The 14,089-nt window shown below is 60.4% G+C and carries 15 protein-coding genes; 7 read left to right on the top strand and 8 right to left on the bottom strand.

Translation table 11 applies throughout. The annotated features are described in order from the left end of the window. Window positions 1-32 precede the first annotated feature (32 nt). Window positions 33-794, bottom strand: a complete 762-nt coding sequence (locus IE111_RS18885; RefSeq protein ID WP_189611713.1) for a substrate-binding periplasmic protein — start codon at window positions 792-794, stop codon at window positions 33-35. Window positions 795-1,137: 343 nt separating this feature from the next. Here IE111_RS18885 and IE111_RS18880 point away from each other — a divergent pair, with 343 nt between their 5' ends. The 3 genes from IE111_RS18880 (at window position 1,138) to IE111_RS18870 (ending at window position 3,227) form a co-directional block, all read left to right on the top strand. Further along, window positions 1,138-1,761, top strand: a complete 624-nt coding sequence (locus tag IE111_RS18880; RefSeq protein WP_189611712.1) for a hypothetical protein — start codon at window positions 1,138-1,140, stop codon at window positions 1,759-1,761. Between the two features lie 75 nt (window positions 1,762-1,836). Next, complete coding sequence (locus IE111_RS18875; RefSeq protein WP_189611709.1) at window positions 1,837-2,442, top strand: ABC transporter ATP-binding protein; 606 nt, start codon at window positions 1,837-1,839, stop codon at window positions 2,440-2,442. Beyond that, window positions 2,424-3,227 (top strand): ABC transporter permease, encoded by an 804-nt coding sequence (locus IE111_RS18870; RefSeq protein ID WP_189611707.1) that lies wholly within the window; start codon window positions 2,424-2,426, stop codon window positions 3,225-3,227. The genes IE111_RS18875 and IE111_RS18870 overlap by 19 nt, the downstream gene beginning before the upstream one ends. Window positions 3,228-3,453: 226 nt before the next feature. On the opposite strand, the gene IE111_RS18865 is transcribed toward IE111_RS18870, so the two are convergent. Both IE111_RS18865 and IE111_RS18860 read right to left on the bottom strand, forming a co-directional pair. Beyond that, on the bottom strand, window positions 3,454-4,086 hold the full coding sequence (locus IE111_RS18865; RefSeq protein WP_189611705.1) for an SDR family oxidoreductase: 633 nt from the start codon (window positions 4,084-4,086) through the stop codon (window positions 3,454-3,456). A gap of 87 nt (window positions 4,087-4,173) precedes the next feature. After that, window positions 4,174-4,383 (bottom strand): DUF2905 domain-containing protein, encoded by a 210-nt coding sequence (locus IE111_RS18860; protein ID WP_189611702.1) that lies wholly within the window; start codon window positions 4,381-4,383, stop codon window positions 4,174-4,176. Window positions 4,384-4,682: 299 nt separating this feature from the next. On the opposite strand from IE111_RS18860, the gene IE111_RS18855 reads away from it, so the two are divergent. The 3 genes from IE111_RS18855 to IE111_RS18845 all read left to right on the top strand — a co-directional run bounded on the left by IE111_RS18855 (window position 4,683) and on the right by IE111_RS18845 (window position 7,430). Beyond that, on the top strand, window positions 4,683-6,020 hold the full coding sequence (locus tag IE111_RS18855) for an amidase family protein (protein ID WP_189611700.1): 1,338 nt from the start codon (window positions 4,683-4,685) through the stop codon (window positions 6,018-6,020). A 112-nt stretch (window positions 6,021-6,132) separates the two neighbouring features. Beyond that, window positions 6,133-7,089 (top strand): DnaJ C-terminal domain-containing protein, encoded by a 957-nt coding sequence (locus IE111_RS18850; protein WP_189611763.1) that lies wholly within the window; start codon window positions 6,133-6,135, stop codon window positions 7,087-7,089. Then, window positions 7,086-7,430, top strand: coding sequence for a chaperone modulator CbpM (locus IE111_RS18845; protein WP_189611698.1), 345 nt, complete (start codon window positions 7,086-7,088; stop codon window positions 7,428-7,430). Before IE111_RS18850 ends, IE111_RS18845 begins: the two co-directional genes overlap by 4 nt. Before the next feature lie 72 nt (window positions 7,431-7,502). Here the strand turns inward: IE111_RS18845 and IE111_RS18840 are convergent, their stop codons facing one another. From IE111_RS18840 to IE111_RS18830, 3 genes are all read right to left on the bottom strand, one after another. Beyond that, window positions 7,503-8,552 carry a GGDEF domain-containing protein gene (locus IE111_RS18840; protein WP_189611696.1) on the bottom strand — a complete coding sequence of 350 codons (1,050 nt, stop codon included), beginning with the start codon at window positions 8,550-8,552 and terminating at the stop codon, window positions 7,503-7,505. 82 nt (window positions 8,553-8,634) lie between these two features. Then, window positions 8,635-9,711, bottom strand: coding sequence for a GGDEF domain-containing protein (locus IE111_RS18835; RefSeq protein WP_189611695.1), 1,077 nt, complete (start codon window positions 9,709-9,711; stop codon window positions 8,635-8,637). A 165-nt stretch (window positions 9,712-9,876) separates the two neighbouring features. Further along, a complete protein-coding gene (locus IE111_RS18830; protein ID WP_189611693.1) occupies window positions 9,877-11,118 on the bottom strand; it encodes an MFS transporter in 1,242 nt (413 codons plus the stop codon). A 183-nt stretch (window positions 11,119-11,301) separates the two neighbouring features. Here IE111_RS18830 and IE111_RS18825 point away from each other — a divergent pair, with 183 nt between their 5' ends. After that, entirely contained in the window at window positions 11,302-12,804 is a 1,503-nt protein-coding gene (locus tag IE111_RS18825; RefSeq protein WP_189611691.1) for a sensor domain-containing diguanylate cyclase, read from the top strand. Window positions 12,805-13,056: 252 nt separating this feature from the next. On the opposite strand, the gene IE111_RS18820 is transcribed toward IE111_RS18825, so the two are convergent. After that, complete coding sequence (locus tag IE111_RS18820; RefSeq protein WP_189611689.1) at window positions 13,057-13,626, bottom strand: hypothetical protein; 570 nt, start codon at window positions 13,624-13,626, stop codon at window positions 13,057-13,059. Window positions 13,627-13,688: 62 nt separating this feature from the next. After that, window positions 13,689-13,997, bottom strand: a complete 309-nt coding sequence (locus tag IE111_RS18815) for a 2Fe-2S iron-sulfur cluster-binding protein (RefSeq protein WP_189611687.1) — start codon at window positions 13,995-13,997, stop codon at window positions 13,689-13,691. Window positions 13,998-14,089: the final 92 nt, after the last annotated feature.

Genomic DNA, 14,089 nt, shown 5'->3' with positions numbered 1-14,089 from the left:
GTGTCACTTATTTGTAGCTAGCGCCTCAAACTCTACTTCCAGTCCTCCAGTCCGTAGTCCGCCAAAATCTCCTGCAATCGGCCACTGTCCCGCAATTGACGTGTCCCCTCACTGAACATCGTTACATAGCCCGCCGTGGCGGCCTTGGCCGGACTGCAGGCGATGTACATCTCACTGCCTTCGCCGAGGTAACCGACCCGCTTCATTTGGCTCTGAACGCCCATGGATTTAAGTTTATGTCCCATAACAGCGGGCGATTCCAGGGTGGCGGTCAGGCGGCCGGCGAGAACCTTCCGGATGTTGTTTTCCAGGGCGTTATCGGCGTTGAGCCACTGTACGACGTCCGGGTTCTGTTCGGCGAAGGCGTCAAAAGCGTCGGAGTAGGCGTAACCGCCGATGACGCCGATTTTTTCGCCTTGCAGCGAGTCCAGCCCGTCATAGGCGAAGTCGCTGTCGGCCTTGGCGTAGACGGCGGTCTGGTCCAGGCCCCAATGTTCGTCCGGGAAGCGGAAATCCGGGGCGTCCTCGACATAGGCGCCGACCACGCAGTCGAATTGACCTTCGCGTACCGAATCCACCGCGCGGCGCCAGGGCATGGTTTGGTAGTCGACGCTGTGGCCGTTCTGCTCGGCGATCTCGCGGGCGAATTCGATCATGTATCCCGGCTGTGTCGTGCCGGGCTCGCAGTTCATCGGGCACCAACTGTCGGCGCGTATGGTGATGGTGTCTGACCAGGCGACGCTGGCGGCGGCACAGGAACAGGCCAATACAATCAGGCTGGAAACAGCTTTCATCCGTCTTCCCCTCTCATTGATCAACGCCTTGGGCGGTAAAAAAAGTGTAGGAAAGGGAAGGCGAGGTTCCACCGGATCGACCGGGTATCGCATTTTGTAATCTGTATTTGGTTTTCAGATCAATATCTTAGGGGGTATTTTATTTTTTGTAAGTTGCTTTTGAACACCATTAGTACTCGAAACGTTGATGTTGACGGTCGATGCGACAAATTTCAGGTCAAAATGACCTATTTATCGGGAGGAAATTACTAAAATTGATGCAGGCAAGCCAAACCTTTGACATTACAGTCGACGTCCATAAAGATGTGAACTCTTCCACAAAACGCTCACAGGGAATACGAGAATGGATTGGGTTTCATACCTGCTGTCGGGGCTCGGTTTGGCGCTCCTGTATCGGCTGGTGGCCGCGAACCTCAGAGGGATTCGCGCTAATAACAAGAAAATGCCGCACGACCGGGGGCAGGGGCGGGACTTCACCACGTCTCAAAGTCTCCATTCCCATGACGGTAGCACTGGCCTTGCGTTCGACCGTCATCGTAAAAAGTTGCGATTGCTGTACTCATTGGGCGGTTCACCGGTCGCCCGGACGCTGGATTACCACGACCTGTTGGCGTGCGAAATCCGGGAAGACGGTCGAACCGTGGCCAAATCCGAACGGGCCGCCAAGATCCGCAACCCCAGTCTGGGGCGCATGCCGGCATCCTCCGGTGACTCACCGGCCCCGTCCCAGGACGATCGGATCGGGCAGCTGGAGCTGAAATTGATTCTGAACGATCCTGCCCGGGCACAACACCGCGTGGTGCTGTTGGACCATCCGACCCGGCGCGGTGGCCCGACGCACCGTCAGGCCGATGCCGACATTCAGCATTGGTACCGTCTGATGAAAGTCCTGATCCATCAGGCGGATTCGACCGAAACACCCGAACCCGGTTTGCGTCCACTCACCGACAGCGGTGAGGCGGTATAGCCCAGGCGGCAAGAGGCTTGACCCCATCCCGGTTCTGAACCACTGTTTCAACCCGAATGCTAGCGGCTGATCGGTATGTTAAGACTCACTCACTTCGGTGTCGGTAACCTGCGGGACCTCGAGCTGACCGTGCAACCGGGTGAGATTCTGTGTCTGTCGGGTCCCTCCGGTTCCGGCAAGACCCGCCTGCTGCGTGCCATCGCCGATCTGGACCCCCACGACGGCGAAGTGGCCTTCAATGGTTCCCGCCAGAACGATCTTCCCGCCCATCAGTGGCGACGCCGGGTTATGTTGGTACCGGCGGAAAGCCAGTGGTGGGAGGAGCGCGTGGGCGCGCATTTCCCACTGGATGCCCGCGAGGAATGGGAGGCGCTCGGGTTTTCCGACAATCCGTTGTCTTGGCATGTCAGTCACCTGTCCACCGGCGAAAAACAACGTTTGTCGCTGTGGCGGGCGTTGGCACGTGGGCCTTCGGCCTTGCTGCTCGACGAGCCGACGGCCAATCTCGATAGCCACTCACGTTATTTGACGGAAACATGGCTGCAGGCGCGCATCCGCGAGCACGGCTGGCCGGTCATCTGGGTCGCGCATGATGAAGCCCAGATCGAAGGCGTGGCGGACCGTCATTTCGCGATAGTCGCGGAACACCTGAAGGAGGTGCCATGCCGGTCATCGAGCTGAGCCCCTGGGAGTTGGCGTTGGCGGCGGTGATGGTGCTGTTGCTGGCCGCGACCTCCTATTGGGCGCGTCTGGGCGTGGGTAAGTCCTTGCTTATTGGGGCGGCGCGCACGGTGGTGCAATTGTCGCTGATCGGTTTGGTGCTGGAAGCGCTGTTCGCCGTCGGGGCACTGATCTGGGTGGCTTTGCTGGCGATCGCGATGCTGCTGGTGGCCGGGCGCGAGGTGGTGGCGCGTCAGAATCGTCGGCTGATCCGGGGTTGGGCCTTTGGCATCGGTACCTTGTCGATGTTTGTGTCGTCTTTCACGGTGACGGTACTGACTTTGACGGTGATCATCGGTCCCGATCCGTGGTACCGGCCGCAGTATGCGATTCCGTTGTTGGGGATGATGCTGGGCAATACGATGACGGGGGTGTCGATTGGGCTGGATCGGTTGACGGACAGCGTCTGGCGTGGACGTCAGGTGATCGAGGCGCGGTTGATGTTGGGCCAGCCTTGGCAGGAGGCAATCGCGGATATGCGTCGGGATGCGGCGCGCAGTGGCTTGATTCCGGCGATCAATGCGATGGCGGCGGCCGGGGTGGTGAGTCTGCCGGGGATGATGACGGGGCAGATCCTGGCGGGGAGTCCGCCGTCGTTGGCGGTGAAGTATCAGATTCTGGTGATGTTCACGATTACCGTCGGGACGGGGTTCGGGACGCTGGTGGCCGTTTTGCTGGCCAGTCGGCGGTTGTTCGATCAACGCGAGCGGTTGCGGTTGGATCGCATATCGGCTTCTTCCAATTAAGTGGCTATGGTTCGCGTCGGGTGCCGGGCAGTATCCCTCCGGGTCGCCGTGAATACGTCCGTGTAGGCTAGACGGCAGCATCCTTGCTGCCCACTCCCCGGCTGGACACTGCCCGGCACCCGACGCTTGCATCAACGGTTATTCTCACCACTGACGGATCTTGTTTTGATTCGCGAGGCGGCTAAATCGCTTGTAGTTTAGCTCGATGGATCGGCGAGTACCTTATTCACTCCAAAGCCTGTTCCAAACTTTTACTACCATGAAACAGCGAATAAATCTTACCCAGGGTCCGTGGTTCGTTCAGGCAGTAGGCGATGGCGTCGGCGACGTCGGCTCGGGTGATCCATTGGTCGTCAGGGGCGGCGGGCCAGTCGGTGGTGAATTGGCCGGTGGCGGGGTCGTTGGTAAGGCGACCAGGGCGCAGGATGGTGTAGTCGAGCCCGCTGCGCAGCAGGTGGTCGTCGGCGAGTTTTTTGCAGACGGTGTAGTGTTTGATTTTGGCGGGGCCCTGTTCGGGGTTTTCGGCGCCGCGTGAGCTGACCATGACGAAATGTTGGATGCCGGCCTGTACGGCGGCGTCGATGGCTTTCATGGCGCCCCAGAGGTCGACGAGGATGGTTTTGTCGGGGCCGGTTTTGGCGCCGGAGCCGGCGGTGAAGACAATTTGGCTGCAGCCGCTGAGGGCGGAGGTGAAGTCGTCTTCGAGGTCGCCGATGACGGGGGTGGCGCCGAGGTCGCGCATGGCTTCGGCCTGGTCCTGGGTGCGGACCATGGCTTTCGGCGGTTCGCCGTTTTTGACGAGTTGTTCGACCAGCAGGCGGCCGATCTGACCGTTGGCTCCTATGATGAGGGTGCTCATGGGTGCTCCTTGTTGTCTTGTCTGGATCTGGTTCAGATGGCGACGTTTCCCGGGGTTGCAACCATTCGACCGAGTGAACAGTCGCGTTCAGTGGCGGCCGAAGAGGTTGATCAGTACGGTGAGGATGATGCTGATGATGATCATGGAGACGATGGGGAAGTAGACTCGGGTGCGTTCGCTTTCGAAGCGCAGGTCGCCGGGGAGCTTGCCGAACCAGTTGAGCAGGCCGGGGGCATAGTGGAGGATGAGGCCGATGACAATGAGGACGATACCGGCGAGGATGAACCAGCGTGACATGGGGTCGGGTCCGTTTGGTGGCTGTGGTGATGGCATGTCGGGGTGGTTGGTTTAACTTCAACTGTGGCTTAGCAGAGTCTAGTGCCAGTGGTTCGTGTAGGGTGGCGGGTTAGGCCTCCAGGGTCGCGCGGGGTGCCGCCCACTTAATACATCCCTGTAGGCTAGACGGCAGCATCCATGCTGCCCACTTCCCTGGGGACCTAACCCGCCACCCCACACTGGCTTGGTACAGCAACACTGTATGAGAGAAAGCCGGTTCAAACATTTGGTACGCAATTGGTTACAGGTTGGAGAATCGAATGAGCGACACTCAACATACGGTTAAAAGTCTTTCGGAAGAGTTGGCGCTGGGTCGAGCCGATCCTGTTGATGTGGTGGAAGAGGCGTTGGCTCGAGCAGCGGCTTCCGAGTCGGTGTTTATCTCTCTGCTGGAAGAGCGGGCGCGGTTCGAGGCGGAGCAGTCGCGGGCTCGGCAGCGGGCCGGTCGGCGATTGGGTCCGTTGGATGGGGTGCCGGTGGCGTGGAAGGATGTGTTCGATGTGGCCGGTTCGGTGACGACCGGTGGCAGTCGGGTGTTGAATCATCCGGCGGAGGCGGATTCGGAGTGCGCGCGTCTGGCGGGGCAGGCGGGTCTGGTTCCGGTCGGGAAGACGAATATGACGGAGCTGGCGTTTTCGGGGTTGGGCATGAACCCTCATTTCGGGACGCCGCATCATACTCCGGGCGAGGGCGCGGCCCGGGTGCCGGGCGGGTCGAGCAGTGGTTCGGCGGTGGCGGTGGCACAGGGCATTGTGCCGGTGGCGACGGGGTCGGATACGGCCGGTTCGTTGCGCATTCCGGCGGCGTTCAATGGGTTGTATTCCTATCGGCCGACGGTGGGCCGTATGCCGATGGCGGGGGTGTTGCCGTTGGCGCGGTCGCTGGATACGGTCGGGACGCTGGCGAGGACGCTGGGCGACTGTTTGTGGGTGACCGAGGCGATGCGCACCGGGTGTGCGGCGCTTCCGGAGCCGATGTCGCGGGCGGCGCTGACGCTGGTGTTCGATGAGAATGCGCTGGATTCGCCGTTGATCCAGGGTTCGGTCAAGGCCCGGATGCTGGAGGTCGCCCGTAAACTGGAAGAGGCCGGTATTCGCGTTGTGCGCCGCCGGGTTTCGGCGGTACGGGAAACATTGGCCGTGATCGACCGGTATGGCTGGCTCGGCGGTTACGAGGCGCTCGCCGAGTACCGCGATCTGCTGGAGCATCACCCCGCGGAGGCCTTCGATCCGCGCGTGCGCAACCGCATCCTCGCTGTTGGCCAGCAGCCGCCTGATCGGGCTGTTGTGCTGTATCGAGAACGCGAACGGCTGCAGCGGGCGTTGGCGCAGGAACTGGAAGGGGCATTTCTGTTGTCGCCGACTGTGGCGCATGCCGCACCGGAACTCGCGCCGCTGGTCGACAGTGACGATTTGTACATGAAGACCAATCTGGACACTTTGAAGTTGACCATGGTGGCGAGCTTTCTCGATTGCCCGGCCGTGGCCATGCCCGCCGGGACCGACGCCGATGGGCAGTATCTAAGCGTTCAGTTGTCCGCCCCCCGGGGGGATGATAACCGGGTACTGCGGGCGGCTTTGGCTGTTGATTCGGTTTGAGCCGGGCGTGGTTGGCCTCCGATACGCATTAATTTCCGCGAACACCGCTTGTAAGCCGGCGGTTTGAACACATTATGGTCACAGTGACATTCATCAGGTGGGCTTTGTGACCATGGAGTTCAAAGACTACTACAAGATCCTGGGCGTCAGCGACGACGCCGAGGCGTCTGATATCAAAAAGGCATACCGCAAACTCGCGCGGAAATACCATCCCGATGTGAGCAAGGAAGCCGGTGCCGAAGCCCGATTCAAAGAAGTCGGCGAAGCTTACGAAGTGCTCAGCGACCCGGAAAAACGCGCCGAGTATGACCAGATTCGCCAGCTCGGAGCCCGCGGTTATCAGCAGGGCGCGGCGGGTGCCGGAACCGGCGCGGGCCAGGGGTTCAGTGAAGAGGACCTCAGCCGTCAGTTCACCGATTTCTTCGAATCCATATTCGGGGGAATGGGCGGCGGCCACCGTCAGGCGGGACCCGACTGGCAGCAGGCCTTCAGCCAGCGCGGCCAGGACATGCACCACAAAATCGCCCTTTTCCTGGAGGAAGCCGCTTCGGGCGTGCAGCGACAAATCCGCCTGCAGGTCCCCGAGGTGGATGCCTACGGCCGTGTCCATCGCCGCACCAAGACGCTCAACGTCAAGATTCCACCCGGGGTTGTCGCCGGCCAACGCATCCGTTTGGCCGGGCAGGGCGGTCCGGGTGTCGGCGACGGCGCGACCGGGGATCTGTTTCTGGAAATCGAACTGGCTCCGCACCCGGTCTTCGGCGTGGACGGCAAGGATCTGCTGCTGACATTGCCCGTCACGCCCTGGGAGGCCGCCCTGGGTGCCCGGGTGAAGGCGCCGACGCTGACCGGCCAGGTCAATTTGACGATTCCCAAAGGGTCCGCCAGCGGCCAGCGACTGCGCTTGAAAGGCAAGGGGCTGGGGCGCAACCCGACCGGAGACCTGATCGTCACCTTGCAGGTCACGGTGCCCAAGCGCCATTCCGATGAAGCGCTGGCGCTTTACCAAAAATTGGCCCAGACTGAGGCGGACTTTGATCCCCGAAAGCAACTGGAGGCGCGTTCATGAACACGACGGTGACGACGATCGTGGTCACGGAGCACCAGTTGTCGGATGAAACCACCGTCTGGACGCTGACGGAGGTGTGCGAACGGACGGCCCTCAGTCGTGAGTCCGTCATGGACCTGGTCGATCTGGGCGTGATACGCCCGACGGCGGAATCCCGCCGTGGTGCGCGGGAATGGACCTTTCAGGACCAGGCACTGGCCCGTCTGCAACGGGCCAGCCGGTTGCGCCGCGAACTGGAACTGGATTGGGCCGGGGTCGCCGTGGCGATAGACCTGATGGAGGAAATTCAGCAGTTGCGTCGGGAGGTCGATTCCCTCCGCAAGCAACTCTATCGCTCCTGACACACCCGCTCATATGAACATTCAGGTTCCGCCCACCAGCACCAGCCTGCGCCGAGAGTGGCATGAGGTGGATTACAATTCACTCATTTCCGGTTCGGCAGCCACCACCTGGTTGCGACCGGCCCGTTTGGCCCGATAGACCCGCTGGTCAGCCTGTTTCAACCCCTCGTGAAAGCCCTGCTCGCCCTCGAATGCCGCCACGCCGGCACTGAACTGGACTTGAACCTCCTGTTCGCCGAAGGTGAAGGTGCGCCCGGCGACCAGTTCCCGGAGCGATTCCACAACCTCGGCGGCTTTGCGTTCGGAGACGTCGGAGAACAGAATAACGAACTCCTCACCACCCCAACGACAGACGACGTCGTCCTGTTTCAGGTTATTGCGCAATACCTTGGCGAAGGCGGACAACACCTTGTCGCCGATGTCGTGACCGTATCGGTCGTTAATGGCTTTGAAGTGATCGATGTCGATCAATACCACGACCGCCGGTTGGCGTGGGTTGTGCCATTGCGAGAGCGTTCGTTCCAAACCGGCGCGGTTGACCAGTGTGGTCAGGGAGTCGGTCAGTGAATTGCGCCGGTGGGTTTCGGCGGTGAATTTGATCGCGGAATAGGATTGCAGGTGAATCCACTCGGCCACCAGAGTCAGCAGGACGATAAACGCCGTCGAGGCTCCGATGCGAATCCGGGTACCTTGCGGATAGTCATAAGTGAAGCCGGCGTCCAGGCCGAACGACAGAAAAACGACGGCACAATACCCCAGGCCCAGCGTCAGACCGGTACGCAGGCCGGCCATCATGATCATCAGCACCACCAGACTGAATGAGAAGTAGACCCCCGTGCCATTGACGCCTCCGGTCACGGTCAGGTAACTCGAAAACAGCCACAGACCGGTGGCCACGAACAGACTGGCCGGACCGGTGCGCTGATTTCGATGGGCGTGAAGGATGGCCGTGGTGATAATGACGATAACAACCGCCAGGATGATGGCCGCTTCCCAGCGTTGATGATACAGCGACACCCCCAACAGGGGGATCATGACGAGATTGCCGGCGACGGCAAAAAATCGCATCAGCAACAGCTTGCGCTGCAGTTCGATTTCCTCGGGTGTGTTGCCCAGGTGCACGTTGGTTGGTCCTTACCGGTACGGCTCTCTCGCTATGATAGCAGTTGACCAGCGTTTACCACGGAATAAATAGTTAACTGCGTCACATTTCCGACTTGGTTGGCGAAACCGCCGGTACCCGTATGCCCGACGATGGACTGATCTGGTTCCGCCCGCGTCGTTTGGCCTGGTAGAGGTGTTCGTCGGCTTGATGCAGCGCCGCACGAAACTGGTCCCGGGATGCCATCAAGGCCAGACCGCCACTGAAATGCAATGTCAGCTCATGCGGTCCGAACACGAATACCCGGTTCGCCATCAGGACTCGCAATTCCTCCAGTGTCCGAAAGGCGGTGTCGAGGTCGATATCGCGCAGCACTACCACAAACTCTTCGCCACCCCAGCGGCAGAGCAGGTCGTAATGTTTGATGCTGTTGCGCAATACACGCGCGAAGGCGGTCAGTGCCTGATCGCCCAGGTCGTGTCCCAGTCGATCGTTCACCCCCTTGAAGTGGTCGATGTCGATCATGGCGACCACCGATCGTGGCGTGTCCGGGGGCCAGTCGTTCAACGCGTGCTCCAGGCCTGCGCGGTTGAACAATCCGGTCAGCGGGTCGGTCATGGCGTCTTTGTGGTGGTTTTCCGCCGTCACGGTAATGGCATCGTACGAACGAACCCGAATCCATTCGGTCACGGTGATCAGCGAGACGGTGCTCAGCGTGGAAATCAGGATGCGTTGTTCGTACAACTCGGTGTAGCTGTAGCCGGAGAGCCAGTTACTTGTCAGCGCCAGATAAACTCCGGCGGCGTAGACCAGAGTGATCAGCGCACCCAGGCGATGCCCGAGCATCATGATGACCACCGCGATCAGGCCATAGGTGTAGAGAATGCCGGTACCGCCCTTTCCACCGGTGACGGTGATGTAGAAAGAGAGCAGCAACAAGGTGAACGACAGGGTAAGGCTGGGCACAAACACGGTGCGAAGCACGCGCGCGAGCAGATAAGTCCCGGTTACAAATGCTGCTGCGAGTCCAATGACAGCCGCCAGGATCAGATTTCCATCGTGCAGAGCGATGATGCCCAATGGAATGAGGAATGCGTTACCAACCGATGCCAGAAACCCGAACAAGAAGAGTTTGCGGCGGAATTCGATTTCGCCCGGCGTCTTGCCAAAATACAGCATGGCCTCGCCTCCGTTGCGGTTCGCGTCTCAGTTTACAGCTGGCGGCCCGGCCAAAAATGGCGATGCTCCTTCATCAACCTGACAGTCCCGCAGTGACAAGTCTTGGATTAGATTGCTGTAAGGTGATTGCTCTGTCAATTCGACTCATGGCCGATCCCGTTTGGGTCACTCGCTTTGTTGAAAGCGTTGACGTTGCTGCCACAGCCCGAACGTAGTCAATATGGCGGCCAACGCAAAGCCGATGAAGGTCGCACCAAACCCGAAAACATCGGCCACGGCCCCCATCAGAAAGGCTCCGAAGGCGGGACCGCCCATGCTGACAACGGTCCAAACACTCATGATCCGGCCCCGAAAAGCGTCGCTGACCACCAGTTGCACCAGTGCCTGACAGCCGGTTCCAATGATGGTCATGCTGAGCGCGGAAACGATGACGACGGGAATCAGAAACGCCAGGCCCTGCAGCCAGACAACGGGTATCAACACCAGCGATCCGGTCAGCAGGGCGACGAACACCAGCCGGCTGATGCCCAGGGTGTTGCCGCGCTGTCGCGAAATGACCCAGCCGCCTACGATGGAGCCGGCCCCGGCAACGGCGGTAAGCGTGGCCAGTGCGCCTGCCGTCCCGCCGGCCAGTTCACCGGAAATCGCCGGCAGCAGCTCCATGACGGTGCGACCGACCAGGCCGTTGACCAGAGTCATCAGCAGGATCAATTGAATCAGGGGTGCACGCCCGATGAAGCGGAAACCGGCCCGCAAATCGGTAAGCAGGGATTCCGGCTCCTCCGGCTTTACGGGCGGGGCCGAGGGCACGCGTGTCAACAGGCCCAGTGTCGCGGAAAACAGCAGGGCGGACAGGGCAAACGCCCAGGCGGCGCCGAAGGCGCCCAGTATCCAGGCGCCGATGGCCGGGCCGATGATGCGGGATGTGTTGAATACGATGGCGGACAGACCGATGCCGCTGGGCAAGAGGTCCCGCGCCAGTATCTTCGGCATCAGCGATAGTCGCATCGGATGATGGGCCGCGGTGACGCAACCAAATGCCAGTGCGACCGAAAGCAACGCCACGATCGTCAGCCAGTCCTGAGCGGACAGGCCTACAATGGTCAGACAAATGGCGATATTGCATGCGGCCGTGGTGACCATGCCGTTGCGCGGGTCGACCCGGTCCGAGACCACGCCGAATACCGGGGACAGGAATATCGTCGGCGCCAGCAACATGACGCTGACCGTGCCGACCCAGAACGCCGACCGGGTCAGTTCCCAGGCGGTCCAGCCGATCAGGAAGCGAACGATCCAGACCGCGAGCGTGGCGCAGCAACTGGCGAAAAAGTAGAGACGAAAAACGGGTTCGCTGAGGGCGGAACGGTGTTTGGCGGTCGACGGTTCGCTGTGCGAGGCAGTGGACATGAAGCAGGCTGGCCAGAATGAACGCCAATGCTAGGGCTTTTTAAGGCGCTTTGCCAATCGACACGGCGGGAACGCAGCTGTCCATTTAACCGCCGGTTCGGGAGTTGCTCTGTTTGGATCCCGAGGTAGAGACTATACTGCGCGGGTTACCGTCTCCATTTTTACCAGGCAACCAGGAAACACATGGCCGAACGCAAGCGCACAATCCCGCGCCTGACCCGGGTCAATTACCCACCCCGGGTCTTCGGATTCGGAGCCACATTCGTTGCCATTGGCGCTCTGGTAGTCGACCGTGACTGGTCGCTGCTGCTGTTTATCCCGCTGACCCTGTTTTTTCTGGTCTATCCCCATCTGATCTACCTGGCGGATCGTCTGCGACGCGCCAACACCAGTCTCGAACATCGCGCCATGATGTTCGATGCCTTCATGCTGGGCGGGTTCACAGCCCTGATCGAATTTTCCGGCTGGATCTCCTATACCCTGCTGGCAGCGACGATTCTCAACAACACCATGACCGGTGGGCTGCGTCAGCTGCGCAATGCCATGGCGCTGTATCTGGCCGGTCTAGGCAGTTGGGGGCTGGTGGTCGGGTTCGATTGGCGGCCCGAGGCACCGCTGCCCATCGAAATCCTGACCATGGTGTCGTTGCAGTGCTACATACTGAGCACCGCCTGGGTCTTTTACACCCAGAACCGGCGGCTGAATGCCATAAAGATGGATGCCCAGGATAAGAACACACTGTTCGGTGTTCTGCTCGAGCTGAGAAGTTTGTCGGACCATGCCGAGGATCTCGATGAACTGGTCGAGGGAGCCCTGCGACAGTTCCGGGTTTTGCAGCCGGACCGCTCGTTCGGGTTCGTGTTGCGCGACAGCAATCGCCTGGAAACGCTGCAGTTCGCCGCCTTTTCCGAAGACATGGTGGAAAGTCAGCGGATCTGGGTGTTACGCCGATTGGTGCGGGCGCGGCAGAATTTGCCTGACGGCTATTATCTCGAAGGCGACGGCCAGCAAAACGGTTATTTCGTGTTTACCCTGCATTCACCGATTAACCTCAGTCAGGGGCTGCTGCTGGTGCAGGCCAAGCGGTTGTCCGAGACGGATACCAAGACCATCGGTTTGTTGCTCGATCAACTTGGCACCAGCCTCGCGAATCTGCTGCTGACACAGGAACTGAAGAAGGCGGCGGAGCGTGATGCGCTGACCGGTGTCTATAACCGGGCCAGCCTGGACCGGGATCTCAAGGCGGTGGAGTCGGTACGGCAGCACAACCCGAGCATCGATTATTCGGTGGTGCTGGTCGATCTGATCGGTTTGAAGCGGGTCAACGATCATTACGGCCATGAGGCGGGTGATCGCTTGATCAGTACGGTGGCGGAAGGCTTGAGTGCGGTGTCGCGTCGTGGGGATCGGGTGTATCGATTCGGCGGGGACGAGTTTGTGATTTTGTGCCAGGACAGCACTCTGGAGGGGGCTCAGGTACTGGGGGAGCGGATCGACCGGTTGGTGCGGGGGCGTGAGATGACCTTGGAGACGGAGCAGGGGGGATCGGTGACGGTGCCGATTCAGCTCAGCCTCGGGGTGGCCAATTCGGCGCATGATCCGGCCAGGGAGTTGCTGAAGAAGGCCGATGAACGGATGTATGCGGACAAGGCTCACTGGTACGAGACGAATGCCCGTTATCGGTGAGTGGTGGTAACCCGCACTGGCACGTTTTTCCTGGGGTCGATAGTTGCCAGAACCCGCACCGGCTGCCGGGTAGACCTATTCGGGGTCGTCGTGAACCCATCCATGGGGACTTGACGGCCGTGTCCGACCGCCATGGATGGCGGGAGTGCCGGTTTTGCATGGAGCAAAAACCGGCCGGGCGGCCGACATCCCCGAATAGGTCTACCCGGCAGCCGGCGCTAGCTATTAGTGGGAACATCAAGCCTTTAATAACTATTCCAACTTCAAATGAGACGTATCCGGCGCCGGAGGTGGAGGGTTCTTGTCTTCCTCGACCAGGGTTTCACCCACCTCGCCCATGGACAGGGAGGAGATATCGACGCGGACCGGTTCCGGTTGTTCCGCGTTCTCGACCAGGGTGACGCCGACTTCGGCGATGCTGAAACCGCTGGTGTCGACGGCGACGGGTTGGATGTCCCGGTGTTCGCCGATGTCACTGCCCGGAGGGAGGATGGTCCAGTCCGAGCTGGGTTCACCGGACGGGGAGGGGGATGCGGCGCCCGTTTCCGGCGCGGAGGTCGTTTGTGCCTGAGGTTCGGGCAGAGGTTGGCCGGCGGGTACGATGACGGGTTTGGCACCGATGTCCTTGAGCGCTTTTTGGTATTTGGCGGCCGTGGCCTTGTCGACTTTCAGTTTGATCGGCTGGGGTTGGCCGCTGAAAAAGGGTTCGATGCGGTGTTCTTCGGTTTTGAACAGTCGGGCCATGTCGGCTTTGACGAAATCCTCGAAGTAGCCGTCGAGGATTTCACCGCGGAAGTAGATGTCGTAGCGATCGGTGCTCATGCCAGCCAGTCAGCCTGTGTCGGGTCGATTTCCTGTCAGTTTAGCGCCCTCGCGCCGGGTTTTCATTTTTCGAGCCGCAGGTGGGCGAGCTTGAGGTCGCCTTTGGGGAAGGCGATGCAGGGCAATATCCAGCCGTCGGCCTGTTGGCCGCCGTTGAGTCCGTAGGGGTGGCGGCCGCGATAGTCGACGGCGCCGGACATCAGCCGGCACCGACAGACGCCGCAGGCGCCGTTGACGCAGGATTTGCGGATTTCCAGGCCGTGGTCGAGCAGGTTGTCGTACAGTGTTTTTCCCGTATTGCCTTGCACGATATCCAGCGGCGCCTGGTGCAGGCGAATGGCCACTCGGTTTGTCGTCACTTCTTCGGTCATGTTGGACACTGTTCCGGAAAGTAGACTTATACTGGCTGGATGCTACCCTGATCCAGGCGTGGGGTACAATGGCCGATACCGGTCAAGTCCCT

Source organism: Saccharospirillum salsuginis, from assembly GCF_014651855.1.
Classification (GTDB): Bacteria; Pseudomonadota; Gammaproteobacteria; order Pseudomonadales; family Natronospirillaceae; genus Saccharospirillum; species Saccharospirillum salsuginis.
The sequence above is the reverse complement of the archived record's forward strand: the minus strand, read 5'-3'. Positions and strand labels throughout refer to the sequence as shown.